The following is a 20,132-nucleotide window of genomic DNA, read 5'->3' as shown; positions in this document are numbered from 1 at the left end:
ATCGCCGTCCTCCAGCATCGGCACCTGGCCGAAGGGCTGGCGGTCGAGATGGTTGGTCTCGCGATCGTCGAACGCAACGGTGGCGATGCGATAGGGAAGGCCCGCCTCCTCGCACGCCCAGCGCAGCCGCAGGTCGCGCACGAAGCCGCGCGGCGTTTCGGGCACCCAGTCGAGTGTCCAGATGGTGACGGGGTCGGCCATGCGTCAGCTACCCTGCAGGTCGACTACGGGCCGGAAACCGCCCCAGAACATGCGTTTTCCGTCGAACGGCATGTCACCGTCGGGGCCATCCTCCTCCATCATTTTTGCCCAACCGGCATCCCGGGTCGCCTTGTCGGGCCATTCCACGAAGGAGAAGACGACGTTCTCGCCATCTTCCGCCTTAACGGCGCGGCGGAAATCGGTGAGCTTGCCGTCGGGCAGATCGTCGCCCCACGCTTCGACCACGCGGGTGGCGCCATAGCCGCGGAAGACGGGCGCCATCCTGGCGGCGAGCGCGCGGTAATCCTCCTTGCGCGTTTCGGGCACGGGGACGAGATAGCCATCGGCATAGTCGCCGCCGCCATCGCCTTCGTCGACCAGCGTGTCGAAGCCGCCGTAGATCATCCGCTTGCCATCGAAGGGCATGGGGTTGTTTTCGGGATCCATGCGCGGATCTGCCATCCACTCTTCCGAACGCGCCATCACATCGTCCCGGTGGGCCTTGTCGGGCCATTCGACCCACGCGAAGACGATCGTCTCGTCGTCCTTTGCCTGCACGGCGCCCTGGAAATCGGTGACCTTGCCCTTGGGCACATCGTCGCCCCAGGCTTCCACGATGCGAAGGGCCCCTTCATCCTGAAACACGGCGTCGCCCAGCGTGGCGTGGGCGATGAACTTGTCTTTGTGGGCGGTGGGCACTGCAAGCACGAAACCGTCGAAATAACTCATCATCTCTCTCCTCGGGGATGGGGCGCGGGGCCGTTTATTATCGTTGGCTATGGTTTGGCGGACGGCCCCTCATGCGCGACTATTCCAAGAGTGCGGGGGCGCCTGGAACAGGGTCGCGCGACGCGCCCCTCTGGCAGGTCTGCGAATTTCCTCCGGGTCATCGATGCCTCTCCCTCTCTGGCCGACTCGCGACTTGCGATTGGTGCACCTGTGAGTTACTAAAAGCAACTATGAAGTTACAAAAAGAAACTAAACCGCGTCGGCCGGATGCCGATGTGCATGGAAGGTGGTACAATGACGCCTGCGGCACGGCGTTCGGAATGGAACTGGTCGGCGAACGGTGGTCGTTGCTGATCGTAAGGGAATTGATGTTCGGCGCACTGCGGTTTTCCGCCCTTCGCGCCAATCTGCCCGGTATTTCGGCCAAAGTGCTTACCGAGCGGCTGGAAAAGCTCGAGGGGGCGGGTGTTCTGGTCCATCGCACTCTGCCAGCGCCGTCGAGCGCGCGAGTCTATGAGCTGACCCGGTGGGGCTACGCGGCCGAACCGCTAATCCAGGAATTGGGACGCTGGGCCGCGCAATCTTCGCAGCACGACCCGACATTGCCGCTCTCGCCCACCAGCTTCCTGCTGTCGCTGCGCACGATGTTCGATAAGGACAGGGCCGCTGGACTGGCGATGCGGGTGGGTTTCAAGTTCCCGGATGTGAGTTTGGTGGCCGATCTGGAAGACGGTGCCATGGCGGTTTCCCGGACCGAGGCGGACGGGTGCGACGTGGTCTTCCATGCGCCCGACGGGCCGGCGCTGGCCGGGGCATTCTATGTCGGCATGCCACTGGCCGACGTGGGCATCCGTCTGGATGGCGATCCTGAATTGGCGGAGCGGTTCATGGACATATTCGAACTGCCCGAGAAGATCGGCTGATCCCCTTTCCCTGTAAAGGATCGGGGCATTATGGCTCCTGCATCTGTAAAGAGGTCTTGACTGACAAGAAGTCTTTACAGTAAAGAGCTCTTGTCAGGCAGAAGGATGAGTCGTTGAAAAACCGCTTGAAGGAATTTCGCGAAACACATGGCTGGAGCCAGGGTGAACTCGCGCGCCGGCTGGGTGTGTCCCGGCAGACGATCAATGCGGTCGAAACCGACAAATACGATCCGTCCCTGCCTCTGGCGCTGCGCATGTCGAAACTGTTCGGCGTGCCGGTGCCGGAACTTTTCATCGACGACTGGGAGCCACAGCCATGAACATTGCATCGACAGACCTTTCCCAGCCCCCGCACAAGGGGCGTAAACTTGCGCTGATGATCGGCGGCGGCGCGCTGACCGGCTTTTTCGGGGCGCTTGGACTGATGACGCTCATTGATAGCGGTGCGCTAGGCTCGCTCGGCCCTTCGCGCGAGATCGCATTGCTGGTGGCGATGCTGTATGGCTTCATGGGCGTGCTCGTTGGCTTCGGTGCATTGTCGCCGCGCCTTGGAGCGCGATTCCTCAACGTTCAGGATGCCGAGGAATTGCGTGAAATGAGGCAAAGCCTTTTGGCTAGCGGAATTGGAAGCCTAGCCTTTGGCGGGGTGCTCGCAGTTCTCGCCCTGACCGGTCCCGGTGCTGTGCTTGCGCCCATGGCAGGCGCTGTCGCGGCAGGTGTCCTCCTGGTGATCGTGACGCTTGCATCCGTGCGATCGATGAAACATTCCGATGAATTGATGCGCACGGTTTCGCGTCAGGCGGGATCTACCGCCTTTTACCTCGTCTTGCTTTTGATAGGCGGCTGGGCGGCGCTTTCGATCTTCGGTTTTATGCCGCAGCCCCAGATGATCGACATTCTGACGCTGATCTGGGCCATACTGATCATTGCCACGTTCGGCGTGTGCGCAAAACGCGGGATGCTCGGCGTCAGGTAACAGCCCGAAGGGGGCTTTCCGTCAGGACTGACGGAAAGCCCAGCGCAGGGTCTTGCCCATGCCCCAGGTCGCAGCGCGGGCAGGGATGGCGGCAAGGCCTGGACGTTCCAGCGCAAGCATCGATCGCGCAAACGGGGGCAAGAGCGCAACCGCTTCTGCACCCAGCAGGGCCTGAACAGCAGGGGGCGAACCTGGCGGCTTCTGCGTCAGGACCAGTTGGGCGATTTCGCGTGCCGCCGGCGAAGCGGTGAGATCGGCGCGCAGGTCGCGAAAGATCGCTTCGGCCTCGCGTCGGTCGATCGGCACCGGATCGGCGCCCAGAGCCCGGGCGATCACAGCGAATTGGCGATAATATTCATCCTGTTTGCTGCCGGGCATGTCGGGGCGGACGTGGCGCAGATAGGCCGCCAGAAAGCTGGTCGCTTCCGCAACATGGACCCAGGCGAGCGTGCGGGGATCGGTAGCGGAGTATGCCGTGCCGTCGGGCAGGGTGCCGCCGACCTTGGCGTGAATGCGGTTGACGCGGTCGACCGCGGCCATCGCATCGTCCCGATGGCCGAAGGTCGTCACAGCGATGAAACGCGCGGTCCGGCGCAGCCGACCATGCATGTCCGTGCGGAAGTTCGAATGATCGAGCACACCCTGCAGCGCATGGGGATGGAGCATCTGCAGCAGAAGTCCGCGCACCCCGCCGACCATCATGGCGACGATGTCGGCATGGACCATCCGGATCGGCGAATCCTTTGGAAACAGCGCTTCATCGGATGTCGGCACCGGCTGCTGGCCGCTTTCGACATCGTTGAAAACGCCGCGTACACGCTCGACCAGCTTGAGGCGCAGACGTTCGGAAAGCGGGGTCGGTGGCATCGCGGGCGATTATGCGGCGGGGCGGACGGCGAGTCGAGAGCGGCTTGGGGCCCACAGCGATTTCGTTGCTTGCAGCCACCTATCCATCCGTCTAACCGCCAACAAGATGAATGACATGACCGACAAGACCTTCGACGCATCCGCAAAAACCGTGCTCGCCGCGCCCGACATTACCGTGGACGTTCGCGAGACCTTCGGGATCGATATCGACTGGCAGGTTCCGGCGTTTTCAAAGCCCGACGAACGCACGCCCGATCTGGACGAAAACTATGTTTTCGACCCGGACACGACCCTGGCGATCCTGGCCGGATTTGCACATGATCGGCGCGTGATGGTGCAGGGCTATCACGGTACGGGCAAGTCGACGCATATCGAACAGGTTGCCGCGCGTCTCAACTGGCCGTGCATCCGCATCAACCTCGATGCGCATATCAGCCGTATCGACCTGGTCGGTCGCGATGCGATCGTGCTGCGCGACGGGCTGCAGGTTACCGAATTCCGCGAAGGTCTGCTTCCTTGGGCGCTGCAGCACCCGGTCGCGCTGGTCTTCGACGAATATGATGCTGGCCGCCCGGATGTGATGTTCGTGATCCAGCGCGTGCTTGAACAGCAGGGCAAACTTACCCTGCTCGACCAGAATCGCGTGATCCGCCCCGATGCGAATTTCCGCCTGTTCGCCACCGCCAATACGGTTGGCCTGGGTGACACGTCGGGCCTGTATCACGGCACGCAGCAGATCAACCAGGGGCAGATGGACCGCTGGAACATCGTGGTCGCGCTGAATTATCTGCCGGCCGAAACCGAACAGAAGATCGTCGAAGCGAAGAACCCCGAAACCGATCCCAAGCTGGTTGCCGACATGATCAAGGTTGCCGACCTGTCGCGGCAGGGCTTCATCAATGGCGACATTTCGACCGTCATGAGCCCGCGTACCGTGATAACATGGGCGGAGAATGCAGCGATCTTCAAGAATGTCGGCCTGGCCTTCCGCCTCAGCTTCCTCAACAAATGCGATGAGGAGGAACGGATGCTGGTGGCCGAATATTACCAGCGCGTTTTCGGCGAGGACCTGCCCGAAAGCGTAGTCGGCAAGAGTTAAGCTTGCGCCCCCTATCATTGACTGTGTTGTTGGGTTAACACAGTAGGCGATGGGCGTTCTCGATTCCCTTTTGCGCAGATCCGCTCCGGAGGCGGACCACCCGCCGCATCGCGGATATTACGCGACGCATGACGCTCTCGATTACGACGACTGGGACGATCGGCTGGATCGGGTCGACTATGCTCTCGATGCCGAGGAGAAGCGGCGCCGGCGGTGGTGGCAGCGCGATTACTGGCTTGGCCGCCGCAAGCGCTGGTGGGCCAGCCACATCCTTGCCGCCATCATCGGCCTGTTCATACTGCTGGTCGCATGGCTGGCGATTACCGCGCCGCTTTCCAAATCGCTCGAGCCGATTGCCGCGCCGCAGATCACCCTGCTGGCAGCGGACGGGACGCCGATCGCCCGCAACGGTGCCATCACGGATGAGCCGGTCGAAGTGTCGCAGCTTCCACCGCATGTGGTCGAGGCCTTCCTGGCGACAGAGGACCGGCGGTTCTATTCGCACTGGGGCGTGGACCCGCGCGGGATCGCGCGCGCCGCGTTCACCGGAACGGGCGGTGGCAGCACGATTACTCAGCAACTCGCCAAATTCACCTTTCTTTCGCCGGAACGCACGCTGACGCGCAAGGCGCGCGAGGCGTTGATTGCATTCTGGCTGGAAAGCTGGCTGACGAAGGACGAAATCCTCAGCCGCTATCTGTCCAACGCCTATTTCGGGGACAATGTGTATGGCCTGCGCGCAGCGAGCCTGCATTATTTCTACCGCCGGCCGGAGAACCTGAAACCCAATCAGGCCGCGATGCTGGCCGGCCTGCTACAGGCGCCGAGCGCCTATGCCCCGACGAAGCATTATGCGCGGGCGGAGAAGCGCATGCGGGTCGTGGTCCAGTCCATGGTCGATGCGGGATACATTTCCGAAGCCGAGGCGCGGCAGATGAGGCCGCCGACGCTGGACGTGCGCGCGCGCAACGAATTGCCCACGGGCACATATTTCGCCGACTGGGCACTGCCGGAAGCGCGCGAGCTTACCGAGCAGGGCTATTCCCGCCAGACGCTGACCACCACACTGGACAGCCGGTTGCAGAACATCGCCCGGCGGGTGACCCAGAATGCTCCATTGGGCGGGGCACAGGTGGCGCTCGTCGCCATGCGTCGCAATGGCGAGGTCGTAGCAATGATCGGGGGCAAGGATTACGCGAAATCGCCCTTCAATCGCGCCACGCAGGCCAAGCGCCAGCCAGGATCGACTTTCAAGCTGTTCGTCTATCTTGCCGCGCTGCGGGCAGGGTGGAGCCCGCAGGACAGGATCGCGAATACGGAGATCACCGAAGGCAGTTATCGCCCCAAGAATTCCCGCGGGCGCTATTCGGAAAGCCTGACGCTGGAAGAAGCGTTTGCGCAATCGAGCAATGTCGCAGCGGTGCGCCTGCTGGGCGACGTCGGTAGCGCCAAGGTGATCGCGACCGCCCGCGATCTGGGCGTTACGGCACCACTGCCGGAAGGCGATCCTAGCCTGGCGCTGGGAACATCGACCATGTCGCTGCTCGAGCTGACGTCCGCCTATGCGGCGATTGCGGCCAATGAATATCCGGTAGAACCGCATGCGTTTGCGCGGCCGGAACGTGGTTTCTTTGCCAATCTGTGGGATGGACCTTCGAGCTTTTCATCTTCCACCCAGTCGGAAATGGAACAGATGCTGCGGGCTGCCATCAATAATGGAACGGGGCGGGCAGCCATGCTGTCGGGACCCAATTTCGGCAAGACCGGCACGACGCAGGACAATCGCGATGCATTGTTCGTCGGCTATGCCGGTGATCTGGTTGTGGGCGTGTGGATCGGGAACGACGACAATTCCCCGCTGCAGGGCGGGATCAGCGGCGGGGGCCTGCCTGCACGGATCTGGCGCGATTTCATGAACAGCGCGATGAACGTCAGGGGCGTTCCGAGCCAGCCGAAGCCGCGTGAACAGGCGGACCCCGGCACGCCGATCGAGCCGCTGGATGTGCCCGATCTCGGCGATATTCCCCTCGGGGACGGAAACTCGCGCCTGCGCATCCGCGAGGGCGAAGCGGTACTGTCGACCGAGATCGATGGCATCCCCGTCGATATCAGCGTGGGCGATCAGGGCGTGGCGGTCGATGAGGCGGCGATCGAGGAAGCGCGCAGACGTGTAGACGAAAGACGGTTCGAAGCCCGAAACCGGCGCGAGGAAAGCGCAGGGTCAGGCGGAGCGGCGAACTAGCCGGAAGGTTCGGCCATCAGGACGTTCATCACCGCGGTCGCGATGGGCCGGGCTGGATCGTCCTGCCAGGCTTCGACGGTGATGTTCGCGCTACGGCGGCCAAGCTTGGTAATCCGTCCGCGCGCATAGCTGGTGCGACTCTTGCCGGCGGCGAGATACTGCACTGTGATGTTGATCGGCTTGAGGACGGCCTCGCGCTCCAGCCGGGCGAGTTCGGCACGCAGCGCTGCATAGCCTGCCGTTTCGAGCAAGCCGCCGGTCGCGCCGCCGTGGTAATGATCCGGCCGGCCCTCAACCATCTCGTCGAAGGAAACGGCCATGATCGGCGTGCCGTCTTCCCAGCGGTCCAGCGCAATGCCGAGCGAGCGGGCGTAAGGCGTCAGCGCTTCGATATCGGGAATGTCCGCCATGTCAGAGCCTCGCCGTGGGTGCGATCTTCATGAAGACCGCTTGGATATGGGCTACCGGATCATCCGCATCGCCGTCATGGGCGAGGCCGCGCACGAAAGCGGCGCTGCGCGTCAGGCGATAGCATTGCGAGCGGCCGAAAACGCTGGCCCCTTCGCGCGCGGGGCGGACGTAATCGACGCGCAGGTCGAGCGTCGCGATGGCAGTGAATTCGTCCATGGCGCGCCAGATGGCCATGCCGCTGGCCATATCCATCAGACTGAGAATGGGACCCGATGCCAGGACGCGTTGCCCGTCTTCGCCGAGCAGGTCTTCGCGCCAAGGCAGTTCGAGTTCGACCCAGTCGTCGCCGTGGTCCGAATATCTGAGACCGAGCCAGCCTGAATGACCGCGTCCGGTGAAGAACGCGGTGGCCTTGGCCGGATCGAATTTACGGTCCTGTTCGCTCATGATGGAAGGGCGATAGCGAGGCTGCAGGCAAGTTGACAGGGTGTTTGTGAAGCCGCCGTGGCCGCTATCAAAAGCCGCCGCCCGCCAGCGTGTCGATGGCGCCCTGAAGGATCACTGCCGCGGCATGGCTGTCGATCCTTGCGGCACGTTTGCTGCGGCTCATGTCCTGGCCGATCATGGCCGCTTCCGCGCTGGAAGTAGACCAGCGTTCGTCCCACAGGAGAACGGGCAATTCCAATGCCGCGGAGAGGTTCCTCGCATAGGCGCGGCTGGCCTGCGCGCGCGGACCTTCGGTTCCGTCCATGTTGCGGGGCAGGCCGATGACGAGGCCACGAATAGAGCGTTCCGTAGCAAGCGCGCGCAAGATGCCGCAATCCTTGGTAAACTTGCCGCGCGCGATCGTTTTGCCCGCGGTCGCATATCGCCACCCCGCATCGCAGGTCGCAACGCCGATTGTCTTCGTGCCGAGGTCGAGACCGAGCAGCGCGCCACCTTCCGGCAGCACGTCGCCATAGGTCAGGGCGTTGTCCGTTACGAGGCCTGCGCCGCTGTCCATGCCTTCACCCGTGTAACGACGTCTTCCTGCAGGTTTTTCCAGAACAGGGGGATGTCGTAGACATGATAATTACCGCCCGGAAGGACGCCTTGGCCGAGCTCCGGCGGATCGCCGATATAGAGCAGGCCGTTCTCGCCACAGCGTGCGGAAACGACGCCTGCGACCAGTTCACCCTTTGACAGGTTTTGATCGGGGATCAGCGTGCCGAGATTGGCGCTGGCGGGAGCCGAGCCCCCGGTGGCCCCGGTTAGCGGGTTGACGCACAGGATCGGCCCGGTGCCGCGCGGCTGACCATCGTAGCCAACGGTTGCTTCGTAGCGGCGCATGATCAGATCGGCATCGCCATCGTCGGAAAATGCCGACCAGGCGAGCAGGCACTGCGCTTGGCCAGCTGATGCACAGGCCGGGAATGGCAGCGCGGGAAGATCGTGTTCGACCGACACCGGCCACCCCGGGGCATAGACGGCAGCGATGCGCGCCTCGAGCGGCGTACCGGCAACCTTTTCCTGTAGTAGCCGCAGAACATGGGAAGCGCCCTGACTGTGCCCGGCTAGTACGATCGGTTTGTTTTCGTCCACGCTGTCGATGAAATAATCGAAGGCCTGGGCGACATCGGCATAGGCCGCATCGATGGCCTGCTGCGCTTCGGGCTTGTCGGTCAGGAAAGCCCCTGCGGCCGCCTGCCGGTATTTGGGCGCCCAGAGTTCATCCGCGCGATTGAACGGGCTGGCGAGCCCTTGAAGGAAGATGCGCGCACGATTGTTGGTGGTCGCATCGTCGATCTTGGAATTCCAGTCGCCACCGGCCTGAATGTAACTGGTGGGAGGCACGAAGAAGACCGCAAATTCGGGCAGCGTCTGCGGATCGGCCGCCTCGCCGGTGACGGTGCCGGTAGTCTGCAGAGGGTTGCCTGCATCGAGGCTCTGCTCGGCAGCCGGGGCTTGTGGCGAAGGATCCTGATCGGCCGGATCGGGCGCGGTTTCCGCGATGGCAGGCTGGTAGCGCGAAGGATCGTTCGTGCCGAGACCAGGCCGCGAATACCACATGTTCGGGTCCTGATAGGCGTTTTCGGCGAACGGTTCCTGCTCGACGAATTCGCCGCGGGGCACGAAGGCGATTTCAGTCGCCTCGCGTGACCAGATCGACAGTGCGATTGCTCCCAAGATGACCAGAACGATGCAAACGGCAATAAAATACAGAAACTTACGCGCCATTCGTGGCAACCTCTTCACGTTTGTTTTCATGCGCCTGTTCCGCCCGGCGTTCCAGCGCGACCTTGATCATCGCCAGCAGGGGGTCGGCGAGGAAAAGGCCGAGAATGCCGAACAGAATGCCCATGATCAGCTGGAATGCGAGCACGAGCGCGGGGGCCAGGTCGACGGTCTTCTTCGCAATCATCGGGATGATTACATAGCCATCGAAGTTCTGGACGAAGAAATAGACGGTGATGGTGTAAATACCCATTTCGACCCCACCGGAAAAGCCCACCAGGACCATCAGCAGCCCTGAGATGATCGCGCCCAGATTGGGAATGAAAGCGAGCAGGCCGGTTAGGATCGCGAGCAATGCTGCCATCGGCACTGCGCCAATGCCAACCATCGGCGCGACCACACCGAGCATGATGTAGGTAAAAACAGCCTCGACCAGCATGCCGAGCACGCGACCGGCCATCAGCCGGCGCATCGTCTTGCCCATGCGGGCAAGGGTGACATGGAAACGATCCCGTTTTTCGCTTGGCAGCATCCAGGCGACGCCGCGTTCGTAGAGTTGCGGGTCGATCGCAACGTAGACGCCGATTACGAGGATGAGGACTATCGTTGCCAGCCCGCCGACCAGCCCGCTCAGCGCGCGTGTAACGGTGCTGATCCCGCTGCCGATATTACCGAGGTAATCCTGCAATTGCGGCTGGTTGATTTCAAACCCTTGCGAGCGCGCCCAGGAGATCAGTTCGCCGACCTGGCGCTCGATAATCTCGGGAAACTGGGCTGCTTCCTGCGAAATCGTTGACCCGGCGAAATATCCGAGCCACGCCAGAAAGGCGACGGTTGCGGCCAGTACGATCGCGACGCGCCATGCGCGCGCGATGGGAAGGGCACGGCCAAGCAGACGAGCGCCGCCATCGATCATGGACGCGAAAACCATTGCGCCGAAGATCACCAGTAGCGGGCGAGCAATCCAGACCGCCAGCGCCACGGCGCCGACGACACCCACCCATACGACGGCGCGCGCTATTTCCTGACGAATATGCGGGTCGTTGATGCGGGAGGGGCTGGTGCCGAGGTCCGCTTCGTGAATATCCTGCGTCTTATCGGCCATGCGCGCCCCCTGTATTGTGTGGCTTTAGCGTTCGGGAGCGGGTTTTCGTTCCGCAATGGCGGGACGCAGGGTCGACCAGGCGCGCCCTTCGCGCAGGCTGGTCCACCAGCTGATCGGATTGATCGTGGTCGTACCGTCGAGCGAGAAGGTGATGAACTCGGCACGCCCGCCGATATTTTCGAGCGGAATGGGGCCCAGGAGGCCGCGCGGGTGGTTCAGTTCGCGGCTGTCTGCCGAGTGATCGCGATTGTCACCCATCACGAAGACATGATCTTCGGGAACGGTGATTTCGGGGAAGTTGTCCAGATCCTGATTCTGGTGGTCGATGATGAGATAGGTCGCCCCATTGGGCAGGGTTTCGCGCATTACGGGTACGCGGCAAATAGGTTTGCCATCGGCGTTGGTAGAGCGGAAGTCGTCGAAACCGAAACCGTCGCAGCGCGAGTTGGCATCCAGCGGAAGGGCGATGGCGGGTTCCACCTTCTGTTCGACCGGGGTGCCGTTGAGGATGATCTGACCATTGCGTACCGCGATCCGGTCACCCGGGAGTGCGACAACGCGCTTGATATAATCCTCATCGCGTTGCGGGTGCACGGGAATGACGATGTCGCCATATTCCGGGGTCGAGCCGAACAGGCGCCACTTGCCACGCGGGGCAAGGTGAAAGCTGATCGACGACCAGTTCCAGCCGTAGGGATATTTGCTCACCACCAGCCGGTCCCCCACCAGCAGGTTCGGCATCATCGATTCCGACGGGATATAGAATGGCTTCGCGATGAAGCTGTGAAACGCGAAAACAGCCAACAGCATCAAGGCCAGACCGCGGATTTCCGCGATCCAGTCGACCTTGTCGTCAGCTTTCTTTTTCTTTTTGCTGGTGTCGTTCACTGCCGGTGTGCCGGTGGTCACTTGGGTAGGGCCTCGATGATGACGTAGGCCTGAGCCCATGGGTGATCGTCGGTGAGGGTGAGGTGTATGCGCGCCTCATGGCCCTCTGGCACCATTTCCGCAAGCACGATTGCGGCGCCGCCCGTCAGCGAAAGCGTGGGCGCACCGGATTTCGCGTTCACCACACCGATGTCTTTCATGAAGACCCCGCGCCGGAAACCCGTGCCGACAGCTTTCGAAAAAGCTTCCTTGGCCGCAAAACGCTTGGCGTAAGTGCCGGCGATGGTGAAGGGGCGGCGGCGGGCCTTGGCGCGCTCGATCTCGGTAAAGACGCGATTCTCGAACCGCTCGCCAAAACGATCCAGCGAATTCTGGATCCGCTCTATATTACACAGGTCGGAGCCCAGGCCGATGATCAAGAGCGTGCCTCGTCCATCAGATCGCGCATGCGCCGCACTGCCGTTTCCAGCCCGACGAACACTGCCTCGCCCACGAGATAGTGGCCGATATTGAGTTCGGCGAGTTCGGGGATCGCGGCGACAGGTTTTACGTTCTCATATGTCAGGCCGTGCCCGGCATGCGGCTCGATCCCCATCTGGCGAGCCATCTTCGACATGGTGGCGATGCGTTTCAGTTCGCGCGCTTCGCGCTCTTCATCATTGTCGAGCCCGGCATGGGCATATTCGCCGGTGTGAAATTCGACCACCGGCACACGCAGGAGTTGGGCTGCTTCCAGCTGTCGTTCGCTCGCTTCTATGAACAAGGACACGCGGATGCCATTGTCGGCCAGCTTCCACACGATGGGCGCGAGCTGATTGTGCAACCCTGCCGCGTCGAGCCCGCCTTCGGTCGTCCGTTCTTCGCGCTTTTCAGGCACGATGCAGGCGGCATGCGGTTTGTGCACGAGCGCGATGGCCAGCATTTCCTCGGTCGCCGCCATCTCGAGGTTCAGCGGAAGGTCGGTGGCCTTTTGTATGCGCTCGAGGTCCGCATCGCGAATATGGCGACGATCTTCACGCAGATGCGCCGTGATGCCGTCCCCGCCCACCTGCGCCACGATTTCTGCCGCACGGACAGGGTCAGGATGATCACCTCCGCGCGCATTCCGGATGGTTGCGACGTGGTCGATATTGACGCCCAGTCTCAGGCGTGGGGGATGCGGCAGATCGATCAAGCTGCCCTGCTTCCGGGCTTGGTCACCGGGATGGCTGCCAGATCGGCGGGAATTTCGTCTTCCGCGTATGTCGGAAAGTTGATGTCCACGAGCGGATAGAAAGGCACGCCGAGATCGGCCGCGCCGTTCGAGCGATCGACCAGCGCGACTTCGGCAACAACTTGGCCGCCTTCGCGACTCACGGCCGCGATCGCCTCGCGGCTGGAAAGTCCGGTCGTGACGACGTCTTCGACCATCAAGACCTTCGCCCCCGGTTCGAGGCGGAAGCCACGGCGAAGGTGAAACGTGCCTTCGGGCCGTTCGAGGAACATGGCATCCTTGCCGAGGGCGCGGCCCATTTCCTGGCCGATAATGATGCCGCCCATGGCCGGGCTGATGACCACATCGATCTGGTTGCGCAGTTCGCGAGGGATTTTCTGGGCGAGGGCAAAAGCGAGCCTGCCCGCCCTTTCCGAATTCATAAGTACGCGCGCGCACTGGAGATAATGCCCGCTGTGGCGCCCGCTCGAAAGTTTGAAATGGCCTTCGAGGAGAGCTTCGCTGGCACGGAATTCGGAGATAATTTCGTCTTCAGTCATGATGCCTGCGTCCAAAGCGCGTCGCGCACATTTTCGCAAGAGGCAAAGGTGCGTGCACATTTTTATCGGCCAGCCGCTTGAGGCAAGCGCGATCCCTGCCTATAGGGCGGGCGCAACCGGGCCCTCGCAGGGGCGCGTCTTGCCGCGTACGCGAGATTCGCGCAGTGTGGCAGGCCCGGAACGAGACACGACACGAAAGAGTGCCAAGACGATGAAAATTCTCGGCTCCCTCCACGGGTTCCACCGGATTGTCGCCAGCCTTACGATGGCGGCGATGCTGGCTTTCGGCGCGCAGGGCGCGATGGCACAGGATGCCACCGAAACGACTGCGGCGCAGCAGACTGAAGAAGTCGCTGCGGCCGATGTTGCGCAAGCTTCGAGCGAGGATGTCGGCCCCGGTGCCGATGCCTATACGCCGATGAAGCCGACCGAAGGCAAGGGCATGCCGATCGCCAAGGCAATCGATGTCCAGCAGCAGTTTTCGCCGATCGGCCACCAGGCGAACGCTCTTCACATCGGGCTGGTCTGGATCATGGTCATCATCAGCCTGTTCGTGCTGGCCCTGTTCGTCTGGGTCATCCTCAAATATAACAAGCGCTCCAATCCGGTGCCTTCGAAGACCAGCCACAACACGCTGATCGAAGTGATCTGGACTGTCGTTCCGGCGCTGATCCTGCTCGGCATCGCCGTGCCTTCGATCGGCCTGTTGAGCGCGCAGTACAAATCGCCGCCCAAGGATGCGATCACCATCAAGGCCATCGGCTATCAGTGGTACTGGGGCTATTCCTATCCCGACAATGGCGAGTTCGAAGTCGTTTCGAACATGCTGAGCAAGGAAGAAGCCGACGCGGTGGGCGAGCCCCATCAGCTGGCCGTCGACAATCGCATGGTCGTTCCCGCCGGTGTGCCGATCCGTCTGCAGACGACTGCAGCCGACGTGATCCACTCGTTCGCGGTGCCGAGCCTGTGGTTCAAGCTCGACGCGGTCCCCGGACGCCTGAACGAAAAGATGCTCTTCATCGACGAACCCGGCGTCTATTATGGCCAGTGTTCTGAACTGTGCGGTGCGCGTCACGGCTATATGCCGATCGCGATCGAAGCGCTGCCGATGGATCAGTACAATGCCTGGGTCCTGGCCCAGGGTGGCACCATCGCCGGTGCCGAAGAGGAAGAAGCGGCAGCAGAACCTGCCGCCGCTCCGCTGCAGCAGCCCGAAAGCTCCGAACCCGGCGCTCCGGGGGCAGGCGCTGCTCCTGTCGCACCGACCGCTTAAGATTTACGATTAGCTCGAGAGTATAGCACGATGGCTACTACCGCCGACCACTTCGAGGCCCACCACGAAGATCACGCGCATCACGATGCGGACCACAAGCCCGGTTTCTTCGCGCGCTGGTTCATGTCCACCAACCACAAGGACATCGGTACGCTCTACCTGATCTTCGCGATCATCGCGGGTATCGTGGGTGGTGCGATCTCGGGCATCATGCGGATGGAGCTGGCTGAGCCGGGTATCCAGTATCTGCAGTTCTGGGCTCAGTTCATGGGCGGCAGTGCCGATTTCGACACCGCACTTCACATGTGGAACGTGTTCATCACCGCTCACGGCCTGATCATGGTGTTCTTCATGGTCATGCCGGCGATGATCGGCGGCTTCGGCAACTGGTTCGTCCCGCTGATGATCGGCGCGCCGGACATGGCCTTCCCGCGCATGAACAACATTTCGTTCTGGCTGACCGTTGCGGGCTTCTGCTCGCTGATGTTCTCGCTCTTCGTGCCGGGCGGCACAGGTCCGGGTGCAGGTACGGGCTGGACGGTCTATGCGCCGCTTTCGACCACGGGTTCGCAAGGCCCGGCCGTCGATTTCGCCATTTTCGCGCTGCACCTTGCCGGTGCAGGTTCGATCCTGGGCGCCACCAACTTCATCACCACCATCTTCAACATGCGTGCGCCGGGCATGACCCTGCACAAGATGCCGCTGTTCGTGTGGTCGGTTCTGGTTACCGCCTTCCTGCTGCTCCTGGCCCTGCCGGTTCTTGCTGCAGCGATCACCATGCTGATCACCGATCGTAACTTCGGTACGACGTTCTTCGATCCGGCCGGTGGTGGCGACCCGATCCTCTACCAGCACCTGTTCTGGTTCTTCGGTCACCCCGAAGTGTACATCATGATCCTGCCGGGCTTCGGCATGATCTCGCAGATCGTCTCGACCTTCAGCCGCAAGCCGGTGTTCGGTTACCTCGGCATGGCCTACGCCATGGTCGCGATCGGTGTCGTCGGCTTCGTTGTCTGGGCGCACCACATGTACACCGTCGGTCTCGACGTGAACACGAAGATGTACTTCACCGCAGCGACCATGGTCATCGCGGTTCCGACCGGAGTGAAGATCTTCAGCTGGATCGCCACCATGTGGGGCGGCTCGATCGAGTTCAAATCCCCAATGGTCTGGGCGATCGGCATGATCTTCCTGTTCACCGTCGGCGGTGTGACGGGTGTCTATCTCGCCAATGGTGGCATCGACGACGTCGTTCACGACACCTACTTCGTCGTCGCGCACTTCCACTACGTGCTGTCGATGGGTGCCGTATTCTCGCTCTTCGCGGGCTTCTACTACTGGTTCCCGAAGATGAGCGGCAAGATGCACTCCGAACTGCTGGCCCACCTGCACTTCTGGGGCTTCTTCATCGGCGTGAACGTGATCTTCTTCCCGCAGCACTTCCTGGGTCTGCAGGGCATGCCGCGTCGCTATCCCGACTATGCGGATGCCTATGCCTACTGGAACGAGATCAGCTCTATCGGCTACGAAATCATGGCCGGTTCGATGATCTTCTTCTTCGCCAACCTGGTCTACGCATTCGTGGCCGGGAAGAAGGCTCCTGCAAACTACTGGGGTGAAGGCGCGACGACGCTCGAGTGGACACTGTCGAGCCCTCCGCCGTACCACCAGTTCAGCGAGCTGCCGGTGATCGAGGATCACCACACCTCCGACGACCACATCAGCAAGGCCCATCCGGCCTGATCCACGCTCGAAAGACTGGACATGAAAGCGCGGCCGGTTCCATGGTGGACCGGCCGTTTTCATATCTCGACGGGAGAAACCGAATGCGTGAAATGCGGACGATCGATACGGGCGACGCAAGCCTGCGCTGTGCAATCGAGGGCGAAGGACCGCTGGTCATCATGGTCCACGGCTTTCCGGAAAGCTGGTACAGCTGGCGACACCAGATCGGCCCGATTGCAGCGGCGGGGTTCACCGCCTGCGCGATCGATGTGCGCGGTTATGGCGGTTCGGACAAACCGCATCCGATCGAAGCCTATACCTTGCAGCGGATCGTCGGCGATCTCGTCGGACTGCGCAACGCTCTTTCGCCAGATGAGCCGGCGGCCCTGATCGGACACGACTGGGGCGCACCCATCGTGTGGAATTCGGCGCTGACGCATCCGGAGCACTTTCGGGCAGTTGCGGGACTTTCCGTTCCCTTCGCCGGCGTTCCCAATCGCCCGTTCACGGAGGTATTTCGCGAACATTTCACGTCCAAAGGGCGGTTCTTCTATCAGGAATACTTCCAGGAGCCGGGCGTCGCCGAAGCGGAAGCCGAGCGGGATCCGCGCGATTGGGTGGCCCGCATGATGTATTCGATCAGCGGCGATGTCCCGCCAGGAGATTACTTCGACAAGCCGCTGGGGGCCACCTTCCTCGAAGGGCTGCCCGATCCAGCGCCGGTAGGCTGGCTGACCGAGGACGATCTCGATTTTTATGAGGCGGAGTTCAAATCCTCCGGCTTTCGAGGGCCGCTCAACCGCTACCGCAACCATGAAGCCGACTATGAATGGCTACAGGGTTGGGCGGGCAAATTGATCGAACAGCCCGCTTTGTTCATCGGCGGCACACGCGATCCGGCCACTTTCCTGTTCGGTGCGGTCGAGGATCCGATCGGTTTGGTAAAGATGTTCGTGCCGAATGTCGAAGGTCACATACTCGATGGAGTGGGGCACTGGACCCAGCAGGAAAGGCCGGGCGAGGTGAACCGCATCCTGATTGACTGGCTAAAGCGCCTCTGACGCCCTATAGGGCGCTCGATTCCATGACCCAGACCGTTCCCACCCAGCTCCCTACGGAATGGCGCGACTTTTTCGCGCTGACCAAGCCACGCGTCATGAGCCTGGTGATCTTTACCGGCTTATGTGGTTTGCTGGCTGCACCCGGGTATATCAATCCGATACTTGGCTTTACCGCGATCCTGTGCATCGCGCTCGGCGCGGGCGGCGCTGCAGCGCTCAACCAGTGGTGGGAAGCCGATATCGACGCTGGCATGAAACGCACGGCGGCGCGGCCGCTTCCCGCAGGCCGCATGAACCGCACCGATGCGCGCGATTTCGGCGTATTGATATCGGCTGCTTCGGTCATGATCATGGGCCTGGCTGTGAACTGGCTTTCAGCGACGATCCTGGCGCTGTCGATCTTCTACTACGCGGTGATCTATACCGTCTGGCTCAAGCCGCGCACACCGCAGAACATCGTCATCGGCGGCGGGGCGGGGGCGTTCCCGCCGATGATAGGCTGGGTTGCCGTGACCGGCGACATCACACTCATGCCAGTGCTGCTGTTCCTGATTATCTTCATGTGGACGCCGCCGCATTTCTGGGCGCTCGCCCTGTTCGTGAAGACAGATTACGCCAATGTCGGCATTCCCATGATGCCCGTGGTGCGCGGCGAAACGTCGACGCGGCACCAGATACTTGCTTACGCCGTACTGCTTGTGCCGGTCGCGGCGGCGCCGTGGTTCATCGGCGGGACCGGTTATGTCTATGGTGTTGCATCGCTTGCGCTCTCGCTTGCCTTTCTTGCCCTTTCGTTTCCCGTCGCTTTCCGCCACACTGGCGAGAACGACACGATGAAGCCCGAAAAGCGCCTGTTCGCATTCAGCATCATCTATCTTTTCGCGTTGTTTGCCGCACTGGTGGCTGACAGGGTATTGGCCAATCTGGGATGTATCGCATGACCCCCGAAGAAGAAACCGAATACAAACGCCGCCAGAAGAGCCGTAATCTCGTGCTGGGCGGTATTCTGCTGTTTCTGGCCGTTCTATTCTACGTGATAACCATCGCACGGATGTGAGGGACGCATGACGGCTGCAACTCTCGATTCACGCAAGAACCGCACGGCGATCTTCGCATTCCTGGGCGCTCTGGGCATGCTCGGCCTGGGATTCGCAGCGGTCCCACTCTACCAGATGTTCTGCCAGGTGACCGGTTTCGGCGGTACCACGCAGCGCGCCAGCAAAAGCGACGCCGCCCTGGCCGAACGACTGGGCGCCAGTGCGGGGGCCAAGACCATTTCGATCCGTTTCGACGGCACGACGGCCAATGACGTGCCGTGGAGCTTCCGGCCGGAACAGGTCACGGACACGGTAACGATCGGTCAGCGCGATATGGCGATATATCTCGCCAAGAACAATTCAAACGAAACGATCACCGGTACCGCGACCTTCAACGTCGAGCCTGAACAGGCTGGCGCCTATTTCAACAAGATTCAGTGTTTCTGCTTCACCGAACAGGTGCTGAAACCGGGTCAGGAAGTGCGCATGCCTGTGCTCTATTATGTCGATCCCAAGGCGCTCGACGATCCGAATATGGACGATGTCGAGCAGATCACATTGTCGTATACTTTTCACCGGGCTCTGGAATCTGCCGAGTAGCCCCTAGACCAGCGGGCATTGGCGCATTAAGGGCACCCGCAAAGCGAAACCCAGGACGCGAGTACAATGGCTGGCAACGTCAATCACCAATATCACATTCTCGAACCCGATATCTGGCCGTTCGTCGGCTCTCTGTCGGCGCTGGTCTTCACCAGCGGCATGGTGCTCTACATGCACGACATGGCAAATGGCCATCTCGTGCTTGGTCTGGGTATCGCAGGCCTGATCGCCACCTTCTTCAGCTGGTTCTCGAACATCGTGAAGGAAGCCGAGCGCGGCGATCACACGCCTGTCGTGCAGTTGCACATGCGCTACGGCATGATCCTGTTCATTGCTTCGGAAGTGATGTTCTTCGTTGGCTGGTTCTGGAGCTGGTTCGATTTCGCGCTGTTCCCAAGCGAGATTTCCGAAGTCGTCGGCGGGGTCTTCCCCCCGGTCGCCATCGAGGCGGTGATCGATCCCTTCAGCCTGCCGCTGCTCAACACGCTGATCCTGCTCTGCTCGGGTACGACCGTGACCTGGGCCCATCACAGCCTGATCCACGGTGATCGCGAAGGGCTGAAGAAGGGGCTTTGGCTGACCATTATCCTGGGCGCGGTCTTCACCATGATCCAGGCGTATGAATACATGCATGCGCCCTTCGCCTTCGGCGGGAACACCTACAGCTCGGCGTTCTACATGGCGACCGGGTTCCACGGTTTCCACGTGCTGGTCGGCACGATCTTCCTGATCGTCTGCCTGATCCGTACGTACAAGGGCCACTTCACGCCGCGTCAGCACTTCGGCTTCGAAGCGGCGGCCTGGTACTGGCACTTCGTCGATGTCGTCTGGCTGTTCCTCTTCGTCGCCATCTATGTTTGGGGCGGTTGGGGTGCTGCCGTCCACTAATGGGCTCGGCAGAATTCGAAACACGCGAAGGGCAGCCCGGTCTCACCGAGGCTGCCCTTCTCGGTTTGGCGCAGCGATTCCCGGCGATGGTCGCGACTGGTGAGCAATTGATCGACGGGCGTCACACTGGTGCCCGCGAGG

22 protein-coding genes and 1 pseudogene are annotated in these 20,132 nt (G+C 61.7%); 11 read left to right on the top strand and 12 right to left on the bottom strand.

The features are described from left to right. Positions 1–9: 9 nt before the first annotated feature. Positions 10–201: pseudogene (locus K3177_RS15380) on the bottom strand (thioredoxin domain-containing protein); the annotation flags it as partial. A 3-nt stretch (positions 202–204) separates the two neighbouring features. Then, on the bottom strand, positions 205–930 hold the full coding sequence (locus tag K3177_RS15635; protein ID WP_221598578.1) for a DUF1428 domain-containing protein: 726 nt from the start codon (positions 928–930) through the stop codon (positions 205–207). Between the two features lie 230 nt (positions 931–1,160). Between K3177_RS15635 and K3177_RS12885 the strand changes: the two genes are divergently transcribed. From K3177_RS12885 to K3177_RS12875, 3 genes are all read left to right on the top strand, one after another. Further along, a complete protein-coding gene (locus K3177_RS12885) occupies positions 1,161–1,853 on the top strand; it encodes a winged helix-turn-helix transcriptional regulator (protein ID WP_247714485.1) in 693 nt (230 codons plus the stop codon). Between the two features lie 113 nt (positions 1,854–1,966). Then, on the top strand, positions 1,967–2,173 hold the full coding sequence (locus K3177_RS12880; protein WP_103024332.1) for a helix-turn-helix transcriptional regulator: 207 nt from the start codon (positions 1,967–1,969) through the stop codon (positions 2,171–2,173). Beyond that, positions 2,170–2,829, top strand: coding sequence for a hypothetical protein (locus K3177_RS12875; protein ID WP_221598577.1), 660 nt, complete (start codon positions 2,170–2,172; stop codon positions 2,827–2,829). The genes K3177_RS12880 and K3177_RS12875 overlap by 4 nt, the downstream gene beginning before the upstream one ends. Before the next feature lie 21 nt (positions 2,830–2,850). Here the strand turns inward: K3177_RS12875 and K3177_RS12870 are convergent, their stop codons facing one another. Next, positions 2,851–3,696 carry an oxygenase MpaB family protein gene (locus K3177_RS12870; RefSeq protein ID WP_221598576.1) on the bottom strand — a complete coding sequence of 282 codons (846 nt, stop codon included), beginning with the start codon at positions 3,694–3,696 and terminating at the stop codon, positions 2,851–2,853. Between the two features lie 106 nt (positions 3,697–3,802). Between K3177_RS12870 and cobS the strand changes: the two genes are divergently transcribed. Together cobS and K3177_RS12860 are read left to right on the top strand one after the other, a co-directional pair. After that, entirely contained in the window at positions 3,803–4,795 is a 993-nt protein-coding gene (gene cobS / locus K3177_RS12865; RefSeq protein WP_221598575.1) for a cobaltochelatase subunit CobS, read from the top strand. A gap of 49 nt (positions 4,796–4,844) precedes the next feature. After that, on the top strand, positions 4,845–7,037 hold the full coding sequence (locus K3177_RS12860; RefSeq protein ID WP_221598574.1) for a transglycosylase domain-containing protein: 2,193 nt from the start codon (positions 4,845–4,847) through the stop codon (positions 7,035–7,037). Here the strand turns inward: K3177_RS12860 and K3177_RS12855 are convergent. The 9 genes from K3177_RS12855 to pyrE all read right to left on the bottom strand — a co-directional run bounded on the left by K3177_RS12855 (position 7,034) and on the right by pyrE (position 13,407). Then, a complete protein-coding gene (locus tag K3177_RS12855; protein ID WP_221598573.1) occupies positions 7,034–7,447 on the bottom strand; it encodes a PaaI family thioesterase in 414 nt (137 codons plus the stop codon). The genes K3177_RS12860 and K3177_RS12855 overlap by 4 nt on opposite strands. A gap of 1 nt (position 7,448) precedes the next feature. Next, positions 7,449–7,895, bottom strand: coding sequence for a PaaI family thioesterase (locus K3177_RS12850; protein WP_103024338.1), 447 nt, complete (start codon positions 7,893–7,895; stop codon positions 7,449–7,451). Between the two features lie 67 nt (positions 7,896–7,962). Then, a complete protein-coding gene (ruvX, locus tag K3177_RS12845) occupies positions 7,963–8,451 on the bottom strand; it encodes a Holliday junction resolvase RuvX (RefSeq protein ID WP_221598572.1) in 489 nt (162 codons plus the stop codon). Continuing rightward, positions 8,427–9,665 carry a DUF3089 domain-containing protein gene (locus K3177_RS12840; protein WP_103024340.1) on the bottom strand — a complete coding sequence of 413 codons (1,239 nt, stop codon included), beginning with the start codon at positions 9,663–9,665 and terminating at the stop codon, positions 8,427–8,429. Before K3177_RS12840 ends, ruvX begins: the two co-directional genes overlap by 25 nt. Next, positions 9,655–10,767: an AI-2E family transporter gene (locus K3177_RS12835; protein WP_221598571.1), complete on the bottom strand. Its 1,113-nt coding sequence runs from the start codon at positions 10,765–10,767 to the stop codon at positions 9,655–9,657. Before K3177_RS12835 ends, K3177_RS12840 begins: the two co-directional genes overlap by 11 nt. 24 nt (positions 10,768–10,791) lie before the next feature. Continuing rightward, complete coding sequence (gene lepB, locus K3177_RS12830) at positions 10,792–11,715, bottom strand: signal peptidase I (protein ID WP_196845801.1); 924 nt, start codon at positions 11,713–11,715, stop codon at positions 10,792–10,794. Continuing rightward, positions 11,673–12,074, bottom strand: coding sequence for a holo-ACP synthase (gene acpS / locus K3177_RS12825; protein WP_103024343.1), 402 nt, complete (start codon positions 12,072–12,074; stop codon positions 11,673–11,675). Before acpS ends, lepB begins: the two co-directional genes overlap by 43 nt. After that, positions 12,071–12,826 (bottom strand): pyridoxine 5'-phosphate synthase, encoded by a 756-nt coding sequence (locus tag K3177_RS12820; RefSeq protein ID WP_420493679.1) that lies wholly within the window; start codon positions 12,824–12,826, stop codon positions 12,071–12,073. Before K3177_RS12820 ends, acpS begins: the two co-directional genes overlap by 4 nt. Further along, entirely contained in the window at positions 12,826–13,407 is a 582-nt protein-coding gene (gene pyrE / locus K3177_RS12815) for an orotate phosphoribosyltransferase (RefSeq protein ID WP_196845803.1), read from the bottom strand. Before pyrE ends, K3177_RS12820 begins: the two co-directional genes overlap by 1 nt. Before the next feature lie 211 nt (positions 13,408–13,618). On the opposite strand from pyrE, the gene coxB reads away from it, so the two are divergent. The 6 genes from coxB (at position 13,619) to K3177_RS12785 (ending at position 19,991) form a co-directional block, all read left to right on the top strand. Beyond that, complete coding sequence (gene coxB, locus K3177_RS12810) at positions 13,619–14,680, top strand: cytochrome c oxidase subunit II (RefSeq protein WP_247714484.1); 1,062 nt, start codon at positions 13,619–13,621, stop codon at positions 14,678–14,680. Between the two features lie 30 nt (positions 14,681–14,710). Next, the gene (ctaD, locus tag K3177_RS12805) at positions 14,711–16,423 is read left to right on the top strand and encodes a cytochrome c oxidase subunit I (RefSeq protein WP_103024346.1); all 1,713 of its coding nucleotides are present in this window, start codon (positions 14,711–14,713) and stop codon (positions 16,421–16,423) included. Between the two features lie 83 nt (positions 16,424–16,506). After that, a complete protein-coding gene (locus K3177_RS12800; protein WP_247714483.1) occupies positions 16,507–17,466 on the top strand; it encodes an alpha/beta fold hydrolase in 960 nt (319 codons plus the stop codon). 23 nt (positions 17,467–17,489) lie between these two features. Then, positions 17,490–18,407, top strand: a complete 918-nt coding sequence (locus tag K3177_RS12795; RefSeq protein WP_221598569.1) for a heme o synthase — start codon at positions 17,490–17,492, stop codon at positions 18,405–18,407. Between the two features lie 123 nt (positions 18,408–18,530). Beyond that, positions 18,531–19,103, top strand: a complete 573-nt coding sequence (locus tag K3177_RS12790) for a cytochrome c oxidase assembly protein (protein WP_221598568.1) — start codon at positions 18,531–18,533, stop codon at positions 19,101–19,103. 66 nt (positions 19,104–19,169) lie between these two features. Then, on the top strand, positions 19,170–19,991 hold the full coding sequence (locus tag K3177_RS12785; protein WP_103024349.1) for a cytochrome c oxidase subunit 3: 822 nt from the start codon (positions 19,170–19,172) through the stop codon (positions 19,989–19,991). The last annotated feature ends 141 nt before the right edge of the window (positions 19,992–20,132 follow it).

This window comes from Qipengyuania pacifica (genome assembly GCF_019711555.1).
GTDB lineage: Bacteria > Pseudomonadota > Alphaproteobacteria > Sphingomonadales > Sphingomonadaceae > Qipengyuania > Qipengyuania pacifica.
The sequence above is the reverse complement of the archived record's forward strand: the minus strand, read 5'-3'. Positions and strand labels throughout refer to the sequence as shown.

Excerpts from the sequence above, each read along its gene's own strand:
- K3177_RS15635 (WP_221598578.1), bottom strand. The coding sequence starts at position 930 with ATGAGTTATTTCGACGGTTTCGTGCTTGCAGTGCCCACCGCCCACAAA.
- K3177_RS12885 (WP_247714485.1), top strand. The coding sequence starts at position 1,161 with ATGAAGTTACAAAAAGAAACTAAACCGCGTCGGCCGGATGCCGATGTG.
- K3177_RS12875 (WP_221598577.1), top strand. The coding sequence starts at position 2,170 with ATGAACATTGCATCGACAGACCTTTCCCAGCCCCCGCACAAGGGGCGT.
- K3177_RS12870 (WP_221598576.1), bottom strand. The coding sequence starts at position 3,696 with ATGCCACCGACCCCGCTTTCCGAACGTCTGCGCCTCAAGCTGGTCGAG.
- cobS (WP_221598575.1), top strand. The coding sequence starts at position 3,803 with ATGAATGACATGACCGACAAGACCTTCGACGCATCCGCAAAAACCGTG.
- K3177_RS12860 (WP_221598574.1), top strand. The coding sequence starts at position 4,845 with ATGGGCGTTCTCGATTCCCTTTTGCGCAGATCCGCTCCGGAGGCGGAC.
- K3177_RS12855 (WP_221598573.1), bottom strand. The coding sequence starts at position 7,447 with ATGGCGGACATTCCCGATATCGAAGCGCTGACGCCTTACGCCCGCTCG.
- K3177_RS12850 (WP_103024338.1), bottom strand. The coding sequence starts at position 7,895 with ATGAGCGAACAGGACCGTAAATTCGATCCGGCCAAGGCCACCGCGTTC.
- ruvX (WP_221598572.1), bottom strand. The coding sequence starts at position 8,451 with ATGGACAGCGGCGCAGGCCTCGTAACGGACAACGCCCTGACCTATGGC.
- K3177_RS12840 (WP_103024340.1), bottom strand. The coding sequence starts at position 9,665 with ATGGCGCGTAAGTTTCTGTATTTTATTGCCGTTTGCATCGTTCTGGTC.
- K3177_RS12835 (WP_221598571.1), bottom strand. The coding sequence starts at position 10,767 with ATGGCCGATAAGACGCAGGATATTCACGAAGCGGACCTCGGCACCAGC.
- lepB (WP_196845801.1), bottom strand. The coding sequence starts at position 11,715 with ATGGGCTCAGGCCTACGTCATCATCGAGGCCCTACCCAAGTGACCACC.
- pyrE (WP_196845803.1), bottom strand. The coding sequence starts at position 13,407 with ATGACTGAAGACGAAATTATCTCCGAATTCCGTGCCAGCGAAGCTCTC.
- coxB (WP_247714484.1), top strand. The coding sequence starts at position 13,619 with ATGAAAATTCTCGGCTCCCTCCACGGGTTCCACCGGATTGTCGCCAGC.
- ctaD (WP_103024346.1), top strand. The coding sequence starts at position 14,711 with ATGGCTACTACCGCCGACCACTTCGAGGCCCACCACGAAGATCACGCG.
- K3177_RS12800 (WP_247714483.1), top strand. The coding sequence starts at position 16,507 with ATGCGTGAAATGCGGACGATCGATACGGGCGACGCAAGCCTGCGCTGT.
- K3177_RS12795 (WP_221598569.1), top strand. The coding sequence starts at position 17,490 with ATGACCCAGACCGTTCCCACCCAGCTCCCTACGGAATGGCGCGACTTT.
- K3177_RS12790 (WP_221598568.1), top strand. The coding sequence starts at position 18,531 with ATGACGGCTGCAACTCTCGATTCACGCAAGAACCGCACGGCGATCTTC.
- K3177_RS12785 (WP_103024349.1), top strand. The coding sequence starts at position 19,170 with ATGGCTGGCAACGTCAATCACCAATATCACATTCTCGAACCCGATATC.